General features: G+C 69.5%; 18 protein-coding genes. 8 read left to right on the forward strand and 10 right to left on the reverse strand.

Features of this window, described 5'->3' with window-relative positions:
* Positions 1–260: 260 nt before the first annotated feature.
* Genes serS through MMSR116_RS20060 form a run of 5 tightly spaced genes read left to right on the forward strand, consistent with a single transcriptional unit; the run spans position 261 to position 3,648 of the window.
* Positions 261–1,607, forward strand: a complete 1,347-nt coding sequence (gene serS / locus MMSR116_RS20040) for a serine--tRNA ligase (RefSeq protein WP_010687473.1) — start codon at positions 261–263, stop codon at positions 1,605–1,607.
* Entirely contained in the window at positions 1,607–2,371 is a 765-nt protein-coding gene (surE, locus tag MMSR116_RS20045) for a 5'/3'-nucleotidase SurE (protein WP_010687474.1), read from the forward strand. The genes serS and surE overlap by 1 nt, the downstream gene beginning before the upstream one ends.
* Entirely contained in the window at positions 2,368–3,015 is a 648-nt protein-coding gene (locus MMSR116_RS20050) for a protein-L-isoaspartate O-methyltransferase family protein (RefSeq protein ID WP_010687475.1), read from the forward strand. The genes surE and MMSR116_RS20050 overlap by 4 nt, the downstream gene beginning before the upstream one ends.
* A 46-nt stretch (positions 3,016–3,061) precedes the next feature.
* Positions 3,062–3,313 (forward strand): DUF4926 domain-containing protein, encoded by a 252-nt coding sequence (locus tag MMSR116_RS20055; protein WP_010687476.1) that lies wholly within the window; start codon positions 3,062–3,064, stop codon positions 3,311–3,313.
* Positions 3,310–3,648 (forward strand): DUF6883 domain-containing protein, encoded by a 339-nt coding sequence (locus MMSR116_RS20060; RefSeq protein WP_010687477.1) that lies wholly within the window; start codon positions 3,310–3,312, stop codon positions 3,646–3,648. The genes MMSR116_RS20055 and MMSR116_RS20060 overlap by 4 nt, the downstream gene beginning before the upstream one ends.
* Positions 3,649–3,658: 10 nt before the next feature.
* Here MMSR116_RS20060 and MMSR116_RS20065 read toward each other — a convergent pair whose 3' ends face one another.
* From MMSR116_RS20065 to MMSR116_RS20090, 6 genes are all read right to left on the reverse strand, one after another.
* Complete coding sequence (locus MMSR116_RS20065) at positions 3,659–4,537, reverse strand: phytoene/squalene synthase family protein (RefSeq protein WP_010687478.1); 879 nt, start codon at positions 4,535–4,537, stop codon at positions 3,659–3,661.
* Positions 4,537–4,935, reverse strand: a complete 399-nt coding sequence (locus MMSR116_RS20070; protein ID WP_010687479.1) for an Mth938-like domain-containing protein — start codon at positions 4,933–4,935, stop codon at positions 4,537–4,539. Before MMSR116_RS20070 ends, MMSR116_RS20065 begins: the two co-directional genes overlap by 1 nt.
* Positions 4,936–4,948: 13 nt before the next feature.
* The gene (gene secF, locus MMSR116_RS20075; protein ID WP_010687480.1) at positions 4,949–5,890 is read right to left on the reverse strand and encodes a protein translocase subunit SecF; all 942 of its coding nucleotides are present in this window, start codon (positions 5,888–5,890) and stop codon (positions 4,949–4,951) included.
* A gap of 233 nt (positions 5,891–6,123) precedes the next feature.
* On the reverse strand, positions 6,124–7,728 hold the full coding sequence (secD, locus tag MMSR116_RS20080) for a protein translocase subunit SecD (protein ID WP_010687481.1): 1,605 nt from the start codon (positions 7,726–7,728) through the stop codon (positions 6,124–6,126).
* Positions 7,729–7,785: 57 nt separating this feature from the next.
* Positions 7,786–8,118, reverse strand: coding sequence for a preprotein translocase subunit YajC (gene yajC / locus MMSR116_RS20085; protein ID WP_010687482.1), 333 nt, complete (start codon positions 8,116–8,118; stop codon positions 7,786–7,788).
* A 132-nt stretch (positions 8,119–8,250) separates the two neighbouring features.
* Positions 8,251–9,132, reverse strand: a complete 882-nt coding sequence (locus tag MMSR116_RS20090; protein ID WP_010687483.1) for an alpha/beta fold hydrolase — start codon at positions 9,130–9,132, stop codon at positions 8,251–8,253.
* Positions 9,133–9,182: 50 nt separating this feature from the next.
* Here MMSR116_RS20090 and MMSR116_RS20095 point away from each other — a divergent pair, with 50 nt between their 5' ends.
* A complete protein-coding gene (locus MMSR116_RS20095; protein WP_432419914.1) occupies positions 9,183–9,665 on the forward strand; it encodes a YidB family protein in 483 nt (160 codons plus the stop codon).
* 29 nt (positions 9,666–9,694) lie between these two features.
* Here the strand turns inward: MMSR116_RS20095 and MMSR116_RS20100 are convergent, their stop codons facing one another.
* The gene (locus MMSR116_RS20100; RefSeq protein WP_244625498.1) at positions 9,695–9,907 is read right to left on the reverse strand and encodes a hypothetical protein; all 213 of its coding nucleotides are present in this window, start codon (positions 9,905–9,907) and stop codon (positions 9,695–9,697) included.
* Between the two features lie 205 nt (positions 9,908–10,112).
* On the opposite strand from MMSR116_RS20100, the gene MMSR116_RS20105 reads away from it, so the two are divergent.
* Complete coding sequence (locus MMSR116_RS20105) at positions 10,113–10,454, forward strand: YidB family protein (RefSeq protein ID WP_010687485.1); 342 nt, start codon at positions 10,113–10,115, stop codon at positions 10,452–10,454.
* 110 nt (positions 10,455–10,564) lie between these two features.
* Here the strand turns inward: MMSR116_RS20105 and MMSR116_RS20110 are convergent, their stop codons facing one another.
* Positions 10,565–12,079 (reverse strand): peptidoglycan DD-metalloendopeptidase family protein, encoded by a 1,515-nt coding sequence (locus tag MMSR116_RS20110; protein ID WP_010687486.1) that lies wholly within the window; start codon positions 12,077–12,079, stop codon positions 10,565–10,567.
* 191 nt (positions 12,080–12,270) lie between these two features.
* Here MMSR116_RS20110 and MMSR116_RS20115 point away from each other — a divergent pair, with 191 nt between their 5' ends.
* Positions 12,271–12,819, forward strand: coding sequence for a GNAT family N-acetyltransferase (locus MMSR116_RS20115; RefSeq protein ID WP_010687487.1), 549 nt, complete (start codon positions 12,271–12,273; stop codon positions 12,817–12,819).
* Positions 12,820–12,835: 16 nt separating this feature from the next.
* On the opposite strand, the gene MMSR116_RS20120 is transcribed toward MMSR116_RS20115, so the two are convergent.
* Positions 12,836–13,159 carry a hypothetical protein gene (locus MMSR116_RS20120; protein ID WP_010687488.1) on the reverse strand — a complete coding sequence of 108 codons (324 nt, stop codon included), beginning with the start codon at positions 13,157–13,159 and terminating at the stop codon, positions 12,836–12,838.
* Positions 13,160–13,628: 469 nt separating this feature from the next.
* On the reverse strand, positions 13,629–14,915 hold the full coding sequence (locus MMSR116_RS20125; RefSeq protein WP_010687489.1) for an outer membrane beta-barrel protein: 1,287 nt from the start codon (positions 14,913–14,915) through the stop codon (positions 13,629–13,631).
* Positions 14,916–15,092: the final 177 nt, after the last annotated feature.

The raw sequence follows: 15,092 nt of genomic DNA on the forward strand, positions 1-15,092 counted from the left end.
TGCGAAGCAGGGCCCGGAAGCCGGACCCGCCACGCGTGCACGGCATGGCGCGGTCCGCGCTTCTGGATTCCGGGCTCGCCTTCGGCGCCCCGGAACGACGGGGTGGTTGTCACAGGGCCGCCGACGCACGGAAGCGCTGCAATCCGTTGACCCGGGTCCGCCGCTCTGCCGGCTGCTCCCCCGCGCTTGTCCCACCGGACGCGATGCGGCAAAGCGGGGCCCGCGCGCCTGACGCCGCGCGGAAGACCCGAGCCGACTCGATGCACGACATCCGCGCCATCCGGGAGAACCCGGACGCCTTCGACCGCGACCTCGGCCGCCGGGGCCTCGCGCCGCTCTCGGCCGAGCTGATCGCCCTGGACGAGGCGCGGAAGTCGTCCGTCTCGGCGGCGCAGGTCAACCAGGAACGGCGCAACGCCCTCGCCAAGGAGATCGGCGGCGCCAAGAAGGCCAAGGACGAGGCGCGTGCCGCTTCCCTGATGGCGGAAGTGGCGGCGCTGAAGGGCGTCGAGCCGGAGCTGAAGGCCGCGCAGGACGCCGCCGATGCGGCCTTGACGGACAGGCTCGCCGCGATCCCGAACCGGCCGAAGGCCGACGTGCCGGAGGGCGCGGACGAGCACGGCAACGTCCTCTATCGCAGCCACGCCGCCACCCGCGAAAGGCTGACCGAGGGCAAGGAGCATTTCGAACTGGGCGAGGCCGCCGGCCTGATGGATTTCGAGGCGGCCGCCAAGCTGTCCGGCTCGCGCTTCGTGGTGCTGAAGGGGCAGCTCGCCCGGCTGGAGCGGGCGCTCGGCCAGTTCATGATCGACCTGCACACGCAGGAGCACGGGTACTTGGAGGTGGCGCCCCCGGTGCTGGTGCGCGACGCCGCGATGTTCGGCACCGCGCAGCTGCCGAAGTTCGAGGACGACCAGTTCTCGGTCTTCAAGGGCCTCGATTACGTCAAGTCGCTGCAGAGGCAGGCCGGTACGGAATCCGCCCCGGTCAGCGACGAGCATTTCTGGCTCGTCCCCACCGCCGAGGTGCCGCTGACCAACCTCGTGCGCGAGTCGATCCTCCGCGAGGAGGAGCTGCCCCTGCGCTTCACCGCCCTCACCCCCTGCTTCCGGGCCGAGGCCGGGGCGGCGGGGCGCGACACCCGCGGCATGCTGCGCCAGCACCAGTTCAGCAAGGTCGAGCTGGTCTCGATCACGACGCCGGAGATGTCCGCCGACGAGCACGAGCGGATGCTGACCAGCGCGGAGGCCGTGCTGAAGAAGCTCGATCTGCCCTACCGGGTGATGACCCTCTGCACCGGCGACATGGGGTTCGCCAGTCAGAAGACCTACGACATCGAGGTCTGGGTGCCGGGGCAGCGCACGCACCGCGAGATCTCGTCGTGCTCGGTGTGCGGCGACTTCCAGGCGCGGCGGATGAACGCCCGCTACCGGGCCAAGGACGGCAAGCCGGCCTATGTCCACACCCTCAACGGCTCGGGCGTCGCGGTCGGCCGCGCGCTCATCGCCGTGATGGAGAACTACCAGAACCCGGACGGGAGCATCACGATCCCGTCGGTGCTCCACCCCTATATGGGTGGGCTCAACCGGATCGAGGGCACCCGTTGATGCGCATCCTGGTCACCAACGACGACGGCATCCACGCGCCGGGGCTCAGTACCCTGGAGGAGATCGCCCGGGAGCTGTCGGACGACGTCTGGGTGGTGGCGCCGGAGAGCGACCAGTCCGGCGTGTCGCATTCCCTCTCCCTCAACGATCCGCTGCGGCTGCGGCAGGTCTCGGAGCAGCGCTTCGCCGTGAAGGGCACGCCGTCGGACTGCGTGATCCTCGGCGTGCGCCATATCCTCGGCGATCACGGGCCGGACCTCGTCCTGTCGGGGGTCAACCGCGGCCAGAACGTCGCCGAGGACGTGACCTATTCGGGCACGATCGCGGCCGCCATGGAGGGGACGATCCTCGGCATCCGCTCCATCGCCATGAGCCAGGCCTACGGCGCCGGCGGGCGCGGCGCGCTCAAATGGGAGTGCGCGAGGACGCTCGGCGCGAAGGTGGTCCGGAAGATCCTGGAGACCGGGATCGAGCCCGGCATCCTGATCAACGTGAATTTTCCGGATTGCGAGCCGGCCGACGTGCAGGGCGTCGCGGTGGCGGCGCAGGGCTTTCGCAACCAGGCGCTGCTGTCGATCGACGCGCGGGTGGACGGGCGCGGCAACCCGTATTTCTGGCTGGCCTTCGCCAAGGCGCGGTTCGAGCCGGGCCACGGCTCGGACCTGAAGGCCATCGCCGAGAAGCGGATCTCGGTGACGCCGCTGCGCCTCGACCTCACCGACGAGCCGACGCTGACGCGCTTCGCGCAGGCCTTCGCCGCGTGATCGACCTCGGCAGCCTGGAGGAGGCTGCCGGCAACGCCGCCTTCGTGATGGCGCTGCGGGGCAGGGGCCTGCGCGACACCGCGGTGCTCCGGGCCATGGAGCAGGTGTCGCGCGACGCCTTCGCGCCGCCCGAGCACCGGGTTCATGCGCGGCGGGACATCGCCCTGCCGCTGCCCTGCGGCGCGTCGATGACGGCGCCGTCTACGGTGGCGCTGATGCTGGCGCTGCTGCGGGTGGAGCCGGGGCAGCGCGTCCTGGAGATCGGCACGGGCTCGGGCTACGCGTCGGCGCTGCTTGCCCGGCTCGGGGCCGGCGCCGTGTTGAGCCTGGAGCGTTACGGGACGCTGGCGGCAGACGCTGCCGCACGCCTCGCCGACCTGTCCGACGTGCACGTCGTCCAAGCGGACGGGCTCGCCCCGGAATTGCCGGATGGTGGCTTCGACCGGATCCTGGTCCATGGCAGCGTCGACGCGATCCCGCCGCACTGGCGCGCGGCGCTGGAACCCGGCGGGCGGCTGGTGACGGGCCTCGGCGGCGACGGGCTGTGCCGGGCCGCCGTGCTGGCCTCACCGGAGGCCGATGTAGGGCTGGGTGCGCCGATTCGTCTGGCAGCTCTGGCGCCTGGACTGGCGCGGGTTCTCTGATCCGGTGGCCCTTGCACCGCGGCGGCCGACTCGTCATCCTTCGGGCATGTCGGTCGACGCGCATTACATCGTCAGACGCAATGAGCTGCGGTCGGATCTGCGGGATCTCGATCGGGTGGCCTTGACCGCCGCTGCCGTGACGGATGACGGTGTCACGATGGAGGTGGGGTCCGAGGGCACGATCGTCGGCGTCTGGCGTGACGGCGAGGCCTACGAGGTCGAATTTGCGGAGCCGGCTGGCGCGCTTGCTACCGTCGAGGCAATGGACCTCCGCCTCGTCAAACGGGCGAACGCTTGAGTCCTCCGGACTGGCCGCGGAGTTGGTCGCTCGACCCGCGTAAGATCGACGGCTACCTGCTGGACGAATTCCACATCGAAGGCGGCCCAAAGGCGCGGTTCTTCAAGCGTTTCGGGTTCCATCTGGGCGACCCGCTCTCGCTCTCGTCGGCGCTGCTCGGTCATCCGACCGAGACCTCCTACATCGGCGAAACGGTCTCGGCGCGTGGGGACGTCAAACTGATCTTCGAGGGACCCATTCTATCGCCGGATGGGCGTAATCCGCATATCCGAACGGTCTGGCGCAGCGATGCGACGGGGCACGCCCATTTCGTCACCGCCGTACCGATGACCTGAGTGCGACCGCTCACCCCACCCGCCGCGCGGCCCGCCACAGGCGCCACAGCCGGCGCCAGCGCGGCAGCTCGACGGGCGTGTTGAGCGGGTCGTAGGACGCGTGCTCCATGGCGGCGAGGTAGGGCTCCACCAGCGCCACCGGCAGGAACGCGGCCCCCGCCGAGGGCGCGATGGTCGGGCGCGCCGCCTCGAAGGCCTTCAGGTGCTGCCGGGCAAGATCGCGCAGGTCGGCGCAGGCGCGGCGCAGGCCCGGCCCGCCGCGACCGGTGACGATATCCTCGCGGGTGACGCCGTAGCGGCCGAGGATGTCGGCCGGCAGGTAGACCTGACCGGAGCGGGCGTGCCAGGGCAGGGCGCGCAGGAGCCCGGTGATCCCGTAGGCCACGCCGGCATGGCCGGCCGCCCCCGCGCCGCCCGGCTCTGAGCCGTTGCCGATCACGAGGCTCGCCAGCCGGAACAGGGCCGAGGCCGTCTCGCCGCAATATCCCTCCAGGTCGTTCACCCGGGGCATCGGATCCTCGTAGAGGTCGAAGACGCGGGCGTCGATCAGGTCGACGAAGGGCTGGCGGCCGAGGCGGTTCACCCGGATCGCCTCCTCCAGGGCCGCCGCCACCGGGTTGGCACGCACGTCGCCGCGGGCCTCGCCCTGCAGGGCGTCGCGCCACCATTGCAGGCGGATTTCCCCGGCCATCGGGTTCGAGGCGGCCTCACGCACCCGCGCGACGGTCAGACTGAAGGCGTAGAGCGCGAAGAGGTGCGGGCGGGCGGCGGCGGGGGCGAAGAGGGTCGCGTAGTAGCGGTCCGGATCGCCGGTCCGCACCAAGCCCTCGCAATGGGATTGCGCGAAGGCGAGCCCTGTCTCGGCGGTCTGGCCCTCCACCTCCGGCATCAGGCCACCGCGATCAGCGCGGCCGCGACCTTGCGGTTCTCGGCGACCAGGATGTTGTAGGTCCGGGCGGCGGCGCCGGTCTGCATCACGTCGAGGCCGACGCCGACATCCTTCAGCCAGCCCCGCAGGGCGGGATCGATCGCCGCGATGTCGAGGCCTGTTCCGACGAGCAGCAGCTCGATGTCTCCCGCCTCGGCCTGGACCGGGCGCAGCGCCGTGCGGTCGATGTTCCGCGGCTCCGTCACGTCCCAGGCCCGCACGCCCGAGGGCAGCAGCAGGATCGAGCCGCGATGCGACATGCCGGCGAAGCGGAAGCCGCCATTGCCGTAGGTGTCGATGATGTGGCGCCCCGGCACGAAGCCGGATTCGAAGCTCTTCGGACTTGGCTGATCGGCCATTTCGGAAAAAGGACTACTCCGCCGGTTGCGGGACGCCCGAACGCTCGGCCGCCGCGCGGGCGCCCGAGAGCATCAGGCCCAGATAGATCAACACCGGCGTCGAGATGAAGATCGCCGAGTAGGTGCAGATCAGGACGCCGCAGAGCATCACCACGGCGAAGCCCTTGATCGCCTCGCCGCCGAACAGCACCAGGGCCAGCAGCGACAGGGCGGACGAGATCGACGTCATCACCGTGCGCGACATGGTCGAGTTGATCGACAGGTTGAGCAGGTCGACGGTGGGGATGGTCTTGTAGCGGCGCATCAACTCCCGGGTCCGGTCGAACACCACCACGGTCTCGTTCAGCGAGTAGCCCACGATCGTCAGGATCGCCGCGATCGAGGTCATGTTGAACTCGATCCGGCTGATGATGAACACGCCGACGGTGAGCACGATGTCGTGGAGCGTGCCCACGATGGCGCCGAGCGCCAGCTCCCGCTCGAATCGGAACCAGAGGTAGAGCAGCACCGCCACGACCGACAGCACGACGCCGAGCGTGCCGGACTGGACGAGTTCCCCGGAGACGCGCGGGCCGACAGTCTCGGTGCGGCGGAAGTCGTAATCTTTGTCGAAGGCGGCGTGCGCCTTGTTCATCACCGCGGTCTGGCCCTGCTCGCCGGGCTGCAGCGGCAGGCGTACCAGCACGGTACCCTGGTTGCCGAGTTCCTGCACCTCCGGCTCGCCGAAGCCGAAGCCCGCCGCCGTGTGCCGGATCGACGCCACGTCGGCGGTGCCGGACTTCGCCTGCAGCTCGACGAGGGTGCCGCCCTTGAAGTCGATGCCGAAGTTCAGCCCGATCGACAGGAACAGCGCCACCGTGGCGAGCGAGAGCAGCGCCGAGAGCGGGAAGGTGAAGCGCCGGAATCGCATGAAGTCGAAATGCGATTCATCGGGCCAGAGGCGGAGCAGGCGCATTTTTCGGACCTAACGTTGGGAAGATCGCAGCGCCGGCCCGATCGCCTGTCCCACTCTCGCCCTCATCCTGAGGTGCCGGAGCGGAGCGGAGGCCTCGAAGGAGCCCTCCAGTGACAACCGTGATCCCTGGAGCCCTCCTTCGGGGCCCGCTGACGCGGGCACCTCAGGATGAGGGGCGATTTGGAACAGCGGTATCAGGCCGGCGGTGATGCGTCTCCCGAAAGTGGGTTCATTCAGAACGGCAGGGCCTTCGGCCGGAAGGTCTTGTACCACACCGCGATCATCATCCGGGTCAGCGTCACCGCCGTGATGACGGTGGTGAGGATGCCGAGGATGAAGACCACGGCGAAGCCCTTCACCGGGCCCGAGCCGAGGAAGAATAGGATCAGGGCGGCGATCGCCATGGTCGAGTTCGAATCGATGATGGTGGCGAAGGCCCGGTCGAAGCCCGCCTGCAGCGCCGAGATCAGCGAGCGGCCGGCCCGCTGCTCCTCGCGCATGCGCTCGTAGATCAGCACGTTGGAATCCACCGCGGTGCCGATCGTCAGCACGATGCCGGCGATGCCCGGCAGCGTCATGGTCGCCTCCAGCACCGACATCAGGCCCAGGATCAGCCCCACGTGGACCATCAGGGCGATGTTGGCGATGAAGCCGAAGGTCCCGTAGGTGGCGAACATGAAGGCCACCACCAGAGCCGCCGCCACCAGGGTGGCGAGCTTGCCGGCCTCGATGGAGTCGCGGCCGAGACCCGGCCCGACGACGCGGCGCTCGACCACGGTGAACTTGGCCGGCAGGGCGCCGGCCCGCAGCAGCACCGCGAGGTCGTTGGCCTGCTGCACCGTGAAGTTGCCGGTGATCTGGCCGGAGCCGCCGGTGATCGCCGAGCGGATGACCGGCGCCGAGACCACCTCGTTGTCCAGCACGATCGCCATGCGGCGGCCGACATTCTCCGAGGTCGCCTGCCCGAAGCGCTGCGCGCCGCGCAGGTTGAACTTGAAGCTCACCATCGGCTCGTGGGACTGCTGGTCGAAGGCGGGCTGCGCGTCGGTCAGCTCGCCGCCATCGGCCATGACCCGCCGCTCGACCGGGACCTTGGCGCCCTTCTCGTCCTTGGAGGGCAGCATGTCGACGTCGCCGGACGGGCTGTCGGCGAGCATGCGGAACTCGAGCTTGGCGGTGGAGCCGAGGAGCCTCTCGAGCCGCTCGGGGTTCTGCTCGCCCGGCACCTGGATCAGGATCCGGTCGGCGCCCTGCTGCTGGATCGAGGGCTCGGTGGTCCCGGTGGAGTCGAGGCGGCGGCGGATGACCTCGATGCCCTGGCTCACGGCGCGCCGGGTGCGGTCGGTGATGCCGGCATCGGTGAGCGTCAGGCGGACCACGCCGCCGGGCTGCTCGGCGATGTCGAGGGTGCGGGCGGCGGTCTGGCCGAGCGACGTGGTGATCGGCTGCGCCAGCTCCTGGAGCTTCGGCAGGACCTTGGCGCGCGCCGCGTCGTCCGCGATCTTCACCTGCACGCCCCGCTGGAGCAGGCCGATGCCGCCGTCGGCGCGCACGTTCTCCTGCTGGAGCACGCGGCGAACGTCGTCGCGCAACGCCTTGGCCTGTGAGGCGATCAGCTCGTTCTGGTCGACTTCGAGCAGGAGTTGCGAGCCGCCCTGGAGGTCCAGGCCGAGCACGATGGCGCGCGTCGGAACGATCCAGCTCGGGAACCACGAGGGCAGGCTGGCGACGAAGCCCTTGCGCTGCTCGGGGGAGAAGAAGCTCGGCACGGCGAGCATCAGCCCCACCAGGATCAGGCCCAGCGTGGCGAAGATCTTCGCACGGGAGAAGCGCAGCATCGGCCGTCTTTTTCTCTTGTGGGCCGGCGCTTTGCGCCGGCCGGTTCAACCAGCGGTTCAGGCAGCCTTCACGGTGCCCTTGGCGCGGACCTCGGAGATCATCGACCGGACGACCCGCACGCGGACGTTCGGGGCGATCTCCACCTCGATCTCGGCGGCGTCATCCGCAGCCTTGGTCACGCGGCCGATCAGTCCGCCGTTGGTCACGACCGTGTCGTCCCGGCGCACGGACTTCAGCAGCGCTTGGTGGTCCTTGACCCGCTTCTGCTGCGGTCGCAGGATCAGGAAATACATGATCACGAAGATCAGGACGAACGGGACCACCTGAAAGGCGATCTCCGCTCCGCCAGCGGCCGTACCGGCCCCTTGCGCGAAGGCGGGGGTGATCAACGAGCGTCTCCTGCGAGTGGCGAGCGGGCCTGCCGCCGGATTTCGGCATGGGCAGACCGGTCGAAAAGCGCGCGGACTATAGCCAGGGGCTTCCCGAAAGCAACGCCGAAGCGAGTGGGTCCGGCCGCGCCCTCACAGCAGGGCGCGCACCGCCTCGGCGAAGACGTCCGGCGCCTCCTGGGGAAAGTTGTGGCCCACCCCCGCGACGATCTCACGCCGGTAAGGACCGGTGAAGCGGCGGGCGTCCGCGTCGGTGGCGGGCGGCGGGCCGACGCCGTCGTCGGCGCCGAGAAGCACGATCGATGGCACGGCGATCTCCGGCTGGGCCGCCAGCCGTGCCTCGACCGCCACGAGGGCCGGATCGCCCGGCACGAGGCCGAACCGATGGCGATAGGAATGCACCACCACGTCGACGAAGTCCGGATTGTCGAAGGCTTGCGCGGTCGCCGCGAAGGTCGCAGCCTCGAACGCCCAGGTCGGCGACCAGAGCTGCCAGAGCAGGCGGCAGAACGCCTCCCGGTTCTCCGCGAGGCCGGCGCGGCCGCGCTCGCTGTGGAGATAATACTGATACCAGAGCCGGTGCTCCGCCTCGGGCGCGGCAGGCCTGCCTGCGGCCGGGATGTTCTGGATGTTGTAGCCGACGCCGCAGCTCACCAGCCCCCTGGACCGGTCCGGCCAGAGCGCCGAGACCACGCAGGCGGCCCGGCCGCCCCAATCGTAGCCGGCGAGCACGGCGCGCGCGATCCCGAGGGCATCCAGGAAGGCCACGAGATCGGCCCCGAGCGCCGCTTGCTCGCCCGAACGCGGCGTCGAGGTGTCGCGAAAGCGGGTCGGCCCGTAGCCGCGCAGGTAGGGGACGAGACAGCGCGCGCCGGCCTCGGCCAGCTGAGCCGCCGCCACGGTGCAGGCGTGGACGTCGTACGGGAAGCCGTGGAGCAGCACGGCGGGCGGTCCGTCCGGCGGTCCGAACTCCAGATAGGCGATGTCCAGCACGCCGGCCTGCACACGCTTCATCATCGGCTCCCGCATATCCAGGACGCGCATCCTATCGGATCGCCCGCGCAATTGCCGCACGCGCTTGCCGGGGCCGGACCGCGCCCGATCTTGCCACGCGGCGAACCAGCGTGACGGGGAGATCCATGGGCCTGCTAGACGGTGCGAGAAACCTGATCGGCGACGTGGCGGCGGCGGCCGAGCGGGCCCTGGACGGGGCGGGCAGCGGCAAACTCGCTCTGGCACTGGCGAAGTTCTATCCCGGCGGTCTGGCCGCCTTCCTCGGGCGGCTGCGCGAGACCGGCCACGGCGATGCAGTCGGGTCGTGGCTCGCGGCGGGCGGACGGCCGGACAGCCGGCAGACCGTGCCGGCCTCCGCGATCGCCGCGTGCCTGCCGGACGGCGTCACCGAACGCCTCGCCTACGACCTCGGCGTGCCGGAGGGCCGCGTGGCCACGGTTCTGTCCGAGTTCCTGCCGGCGGCGGTGGCGGATCAGAGCGAGGACGGCAAGCTGAAGCCCCAGCCGAACTTCAGCACCCAGGTCGGCGCGTAGGCCCGACCGGGCGCAACGTTCCTGGGGCATCACGGCACCGCGCATTTCATCAGAGGCGGCGCCGTAGCGCAGCTGAGGTAGCAACTCTGCTTGGCGAAGCAGTACCAGGACAGCCCACCGCTCTTGAGGCACGCCCCGCCGCAATGCCGGTAGACGCCGTAGAGCGGCCGCACGAAGACCGCGTCCGTCAGGCTGTGTTGATCCGCTTGACGGCCCGTGCCGGACGGCGCCGCCAGGGCCACGCTGATCCACAACGAAAGTAAAGAGGACAGGACCAGGAGTTTCATAGCCGCGAGACTGCAGGAGCGCGTTCCGGGCCAGGATTCCGCGCGACTGTCCGTCCTCTGTCGACTAAATTACACTTCACGCGGCACGGCGGCCGCCTCCTGCCCGCGGTGGGCGACGGGCACCCGTGTGACCGCCGGCGACTAACGACAGGAGACCCGCATGAGCCTGCTCGATTCCCTCGGCGGTTCGCTGGGGCAGATGGCGCTCAAGGCGTTGCCCGGCATCATCCAGCAGGTGCTGCCCGGTGGCCTGAACGCGCTGCTCGACCAGCTCCGCCGCTCGGGTTACGAGAGCCAGGTCAATTCCTGGCTCGGCCGCGGACCGAACGAGCCGATCACCGCGGACGACCTGCGCAGAGTCCTCGACAACGAGCAGGTGCGCCAGATGGCGCAGAAGCTCGGTATTCCGATGGATCAGCTGTTCCCGACGCTGGCTCGGGTGCTCCCCGAGGCGGTGGACCGCCACAGCCCCGACGGGACGCTGCAGGAGCCGAAATCCTAGACGCGCGGTCGGGGACCACCGAGCGCGAGCCTGCCTGTCCTGACGCCATCCATACAGGCGAGCGGCGGCCCCTTCCGGGACCGCCGCGCCGCGCGATCGGGATGCGCCGCTCAGTTGCTGGCGAGCTGGGACATCGGGTCCACGGGCGCGCCGCCCTTGCGGATCTCGAAATGCAGCTGCGGCGAGGTCACGTTGCCGGAGGCGCCGGATTTGGCGATCGTCTGGCCGCGCTTGACCTTGTCGCCGGGCTTCACGTCGATCTCGCCGTTATGGGCGTAGGCCGAGACGTAGCCGTTGGCGTGACGCACCAGCACGAGCTTGCCGTAGCCCTTCACGTCGGAGCCGGCATAGGCAACAGTGCCTTCCTCGGCCGCCTTGACGGGCGTGCCCTCCGGCACCGCGATGTTGATGCCCTCGTTGCCGGAGCTGCCATAGCCCGAGATCACCCGGCCCTTGGCGGGCCAGCGGAAGCTCTCCGAGGGCGTCGCGTCGGCGACCGAGCCGGTCGCGGCCGGCTCGGGCTTCGCCGGAGCGGCGGGCGCGGCCGGAGCGGCAGCCTTCGGCGTCTCCTTGGCGGCGACCTTCTCGGCCTTCTCGGCGGCGGCAGCCTTCTGCGCAGCCTCCTTGGCAGCCTTCGCCTCGGCGAGCTTCTGGGCGGCCTCCGCCTTGGCGGCAGCCTTCGCCTCGGCCTTGGCTTCCTGGGCCTTCACCTCGGCCTTGGCCTTCGCCTCGGCCTTGGGATCCGCCTTCTTCTCGTCGGGCTTCTTCTCGTCGGGCTTCTTCTCGTCGGCCTTGGCGACCTGACCCGGACGCACGTGCCGCGGCTTGTCGCCCTCCTTCGTGGCCTTCGCGTCGGCGACCTTGCGGGCCGCGGCCTCGCGGGCAAGGGCTTCCTTGCGATCAGCTTCCTTGCGGTCGGCTTCCTTGCGGTCGGCTTCCTTGCGGTCGGCTTCCTTGGAGGCGGCACGCTTGGCCGCCTCCTTCGCCTCCTCGCGCTTGGCCGCCTCCTTGGCTTCCTCGCGCTTGGCGGCGATCTTGGCCTCGACCTGCTTGGCGTCCTCGCGCTTCTCCTCGGCCGCCCGGGCCGGGCGGGCGGTCATCGGAGCCGCGGCCGGGTTCATGCCGGAGGCGTTGTAGACCGGGATCACGATCTGCCGGCCGGGCGTGATCTGGCTGGCACTGGTCAGTCCGTTGGCGGACAGGATCGCGGACGCCGGCACGCCGAACCGCGTCGACATCTGGTTCAGGCTGTCGTTCTGCGACACGGTGATCTGTGTGCCGCCCTGCGCGTTCCAGCCGACCGTGCCGGTCGAGGCGACGCGCGTCGCGGGCGCGGCGGCGGGTGTGGCGGCAAGCGCGGCGGAATGGGTCGCGGCCGAGCGCGGGGTTGAGGGCGGGCTGAGCGCCTCCGACTGGATGCGGCCCGTGCGGATCGCGGGCGCGGGCTTGAGCGTCCCGTCCGGCAGGCTGCCGGTGGCGGAGGGCTCCGAATCGAAAGGATTCGAGAAGGGATTGCTCAGCCGCGAGGCATCCGACGAGCAGGCGGCGGCCGCACCGCCGATGATGCCGATGAGGGCGAAGCGCGAGAGCGTCCGCAACATCTGACCCGTACCGCGCACCCGCATCGACGCACCCGTTTGCCTGACGCAACCTGATGCCCCAATGAAGACGGATTCAGGTTAAGCAACCGTTCCCGTTCGGCAGAACTGCGACCCTTGCGCGAAGGACCGGGTCCGGTTTTCGTGCGGCCTACGGGATGATCAGGGCCGTTGGAATCGTGCCTTTTCCGGTCCGGCTTCCACCCCACATCGAAGGGATGTTTACCATCCGCGCCGCACGCGACAGCCTTGCCGTCCTGCCCGGGATCGAGACCGCTCGCCTGTCGATCGCCGCTCTGCGGCCCGAGGATGCGCAGGACCTCCGCCGGCTCACGGACGACCCGGCGATCACCGCGGCGGTGGACTTCCTGCCGGCGCCCTTCACGCTGCAGGACGCCGAGGATCTGATCCGGAGCGGCGCGCGTGGACAGGACCGTTTCCTCGGCGCCTGGCATCGCGTCGCCGGCGCGGAGCCGACGCAGGCGTCGGCGCGCGAGCTTGTGGGCGTGGTGGGGACGCACCTGCGCGGCGCGGGCGTGATCGAGATCGGTTACTGGATCGGCGGGGCGGCCCGGGGGCGCGGATTTGCCTTCGAGGCGGTCTCGGCAATCCTCGGGGCGCTGAGGGGGCACTTCCCGGCGCGCATCCTCGTCGCCGAGTGCCGCCCCGCCAACCTCGCCTCGTGGAGCTTGCTCGAGAAGCTCGGCTTCCGCGATACCGGCGAGGAAGGCCACCGGCCGGGCCGACGCCTGCTCCGGCGCGACTGACGCCGGCCCGCGGCGCTCAAACCGCGACGGCGACGGGTTGGGCGATCGTTGCGGCGACCGACGCGGCGACGCGCCGATGCCGCCTCGTCCGCCGGGGCGCCACCGAGACCGGCTCGTCGTCGACGGACGCGCGCTCCGCCAGGGCAAAGCCGTGGAGGGTGTCCACCGCGAGGGTTTCCTGTGACTGTGATTCGATCAGCGCGTGGAAGGCCGCGCGCACGATCTCCTTCTTGGAGGCGTCAGGATATTCCTCGAGGACGGCGGCACGCAGCGCCTTGGGTGTCATCCCGGGCGCCGCGAGGCTCCGGAGCGCCGCCGAAAGTGCCTCGATCGAAGCCATGTGAACCTGTCCCTGATCTGACGACGGCCAGCATAGGACGCAGGGTAAACGCGTTCAGCACAGCATTGCAAGTTCTATCGAAGACCTATCGGATCATGATCGAACATCTTATAAGCACTATATTGTTGCTTAAGGCAATAGAGACGCAACGTTGATGCGCGCCATCATAGCTTGATCTTGATTGAACCTGAGATACGCGGTTCTTTCCAGGAACAACTCGGGACGCGAAGTTCGTTCGGGCGCACCCGGATCGAATGGCCCGGCTCTCGGCTTGGGGCGGATCAGACTCACCCTGTGCCATCTCGGAACCGCGTCGCGAAGCCCATCGAGCGGGCGCGCAGCCGGGCTAGCCAGGCGCATTCAGGCCCGCACAATCGCGTTCTAGACCCGCAACGTCGGCACAAAAAAGCCCCCGGCGCGAGGCCGGGGGCTGCTGCGGTCCGGCCCGAGGGCCGGGACGCGCACCGGATCAGAAGGTGATGCCGGTCTCGACCATGTAGCGGTCCTGCGAGGTGCGGTTGCCGGTCCGGCCGAAGCCGGTACCGGGGATCAGCAGCCCCTCGTCGGTGATGGCGGCGCGGGTGATCCCGCCGAGTTCGACGTGCGCGTACTCCACCCGGAAGAAGAAGCGGTCGAACGTGAAGGTCGGCGTGATGGTGAACGAGAAGGCGTTGCTGCCGGCGCCGAAGCCCAGCAGGTTCGTCGTCCCGGACCCCCGCACGCCCGACTGCTCGGTGTACTCGATGCGGCCCGCCAGGGAGAAATTGTCGGTGAACGAGTAGGCCGCCAGGAGCGCCCCGCCGTAGGTCGAGGCGGAATTGAAGATGCCGATGCGCGGATCCCGCTCGACATTGGTGAACTGGAAGTAGGGCGAGACGATCCAAGGACCGTTCGCGTAGGTGTAGTTGATGTCGAAGATGCCGCTGTTCTGCTGGAAGCCCGGCGTGGCGAACTGGTAGCGCGGGCTCCGGGCGAAGGCGTTGGTGCGGCCGAGGTTGAGACCGCCGTTGACGCCGACCGTGTTGAAGTCGTCGAGCTTGTAGGCGACGTTGCCGGTGAACCACGTGATCTCGTTGGAGAAGAACCCGTCCGTGCCGGCGAGCGACACCGAGAGCGGTCCGCTGGCGTAGTTGAGCTGGACGCCCTGGTTGATGAAGTTCTCCTGCACGAACAGCAGGCCGCGGTTGATGTTCAGGTTCTGGTATGTGAACAGCAGCTCGGTGCCGATCAGGGTGAACATCCGGCCGCCCTGGACGGACCACTCGTCGTTGATCTGGATCTTGCCGAAGGCGACCGGGACCGGGCCGAACAGCAGGTCCGTCTGGGTGAAGGTCCCGAGGGTCGGGAAGCCGAGCTGCGGGATCGAGTAGCCGCCCGCCTGCACGTAGAACTGGAACGCGCCCTCGGGCTTCTGGATGATGCCCTGGATGTTCGAGAAGTCGAAGCGCGCCGCGCGGTCCCGATCATTGGGCGCCGCCGGAGTCGAGAACGACGCGAAGGGGTTGGTCTGGGTGTAGCCGTAGCCGGTCACGGCGCCCCCGACGTAGAGGTCGCCGAGCGGGCCGGCGGAAAAGCAGGTCGGGCTGGGATTGGCCTTGATCACGCCGCCATAGGTCGGGCCGAGAAGCGTCGCCTTGCAGGGCTCGGCCGGGGGCGGCACCGGCACCGGGGCCGGAGCGGCCAAGTCAGCCGCCAGGGCGCTGGCGGAGGACAGCATCACGGCGGCGAGGCCGGTCAGGGTTGAACGCTTCAGCATGGCTCGCAGCTCGTTGGGGTTCGTCTACGGCCAAGCTGACATCGCGCGGCGAATGACACAAAATCAAAGAACTAGCATTTGCATATTTTTTGAGCAGTTCCGTATCGCTGGCATAGGTCTAGGCATGAATGTGGTTTTCTCGCCACAATCGACCCGGCGGAGCGTAGTCAACACTGT

The organism is Methylobacterium mesophilicum SR1.6/6 (genome assembly GCF_000364445.2).
In the GTDB taxonomy this organism is placed as follows: Bacteria; Pseudomonadota; Alphaproteobacteria; order Rhizobiales; family Beijerinckiaceae; genus Methylobacterium; species Methylobacterium mesophilicum_A.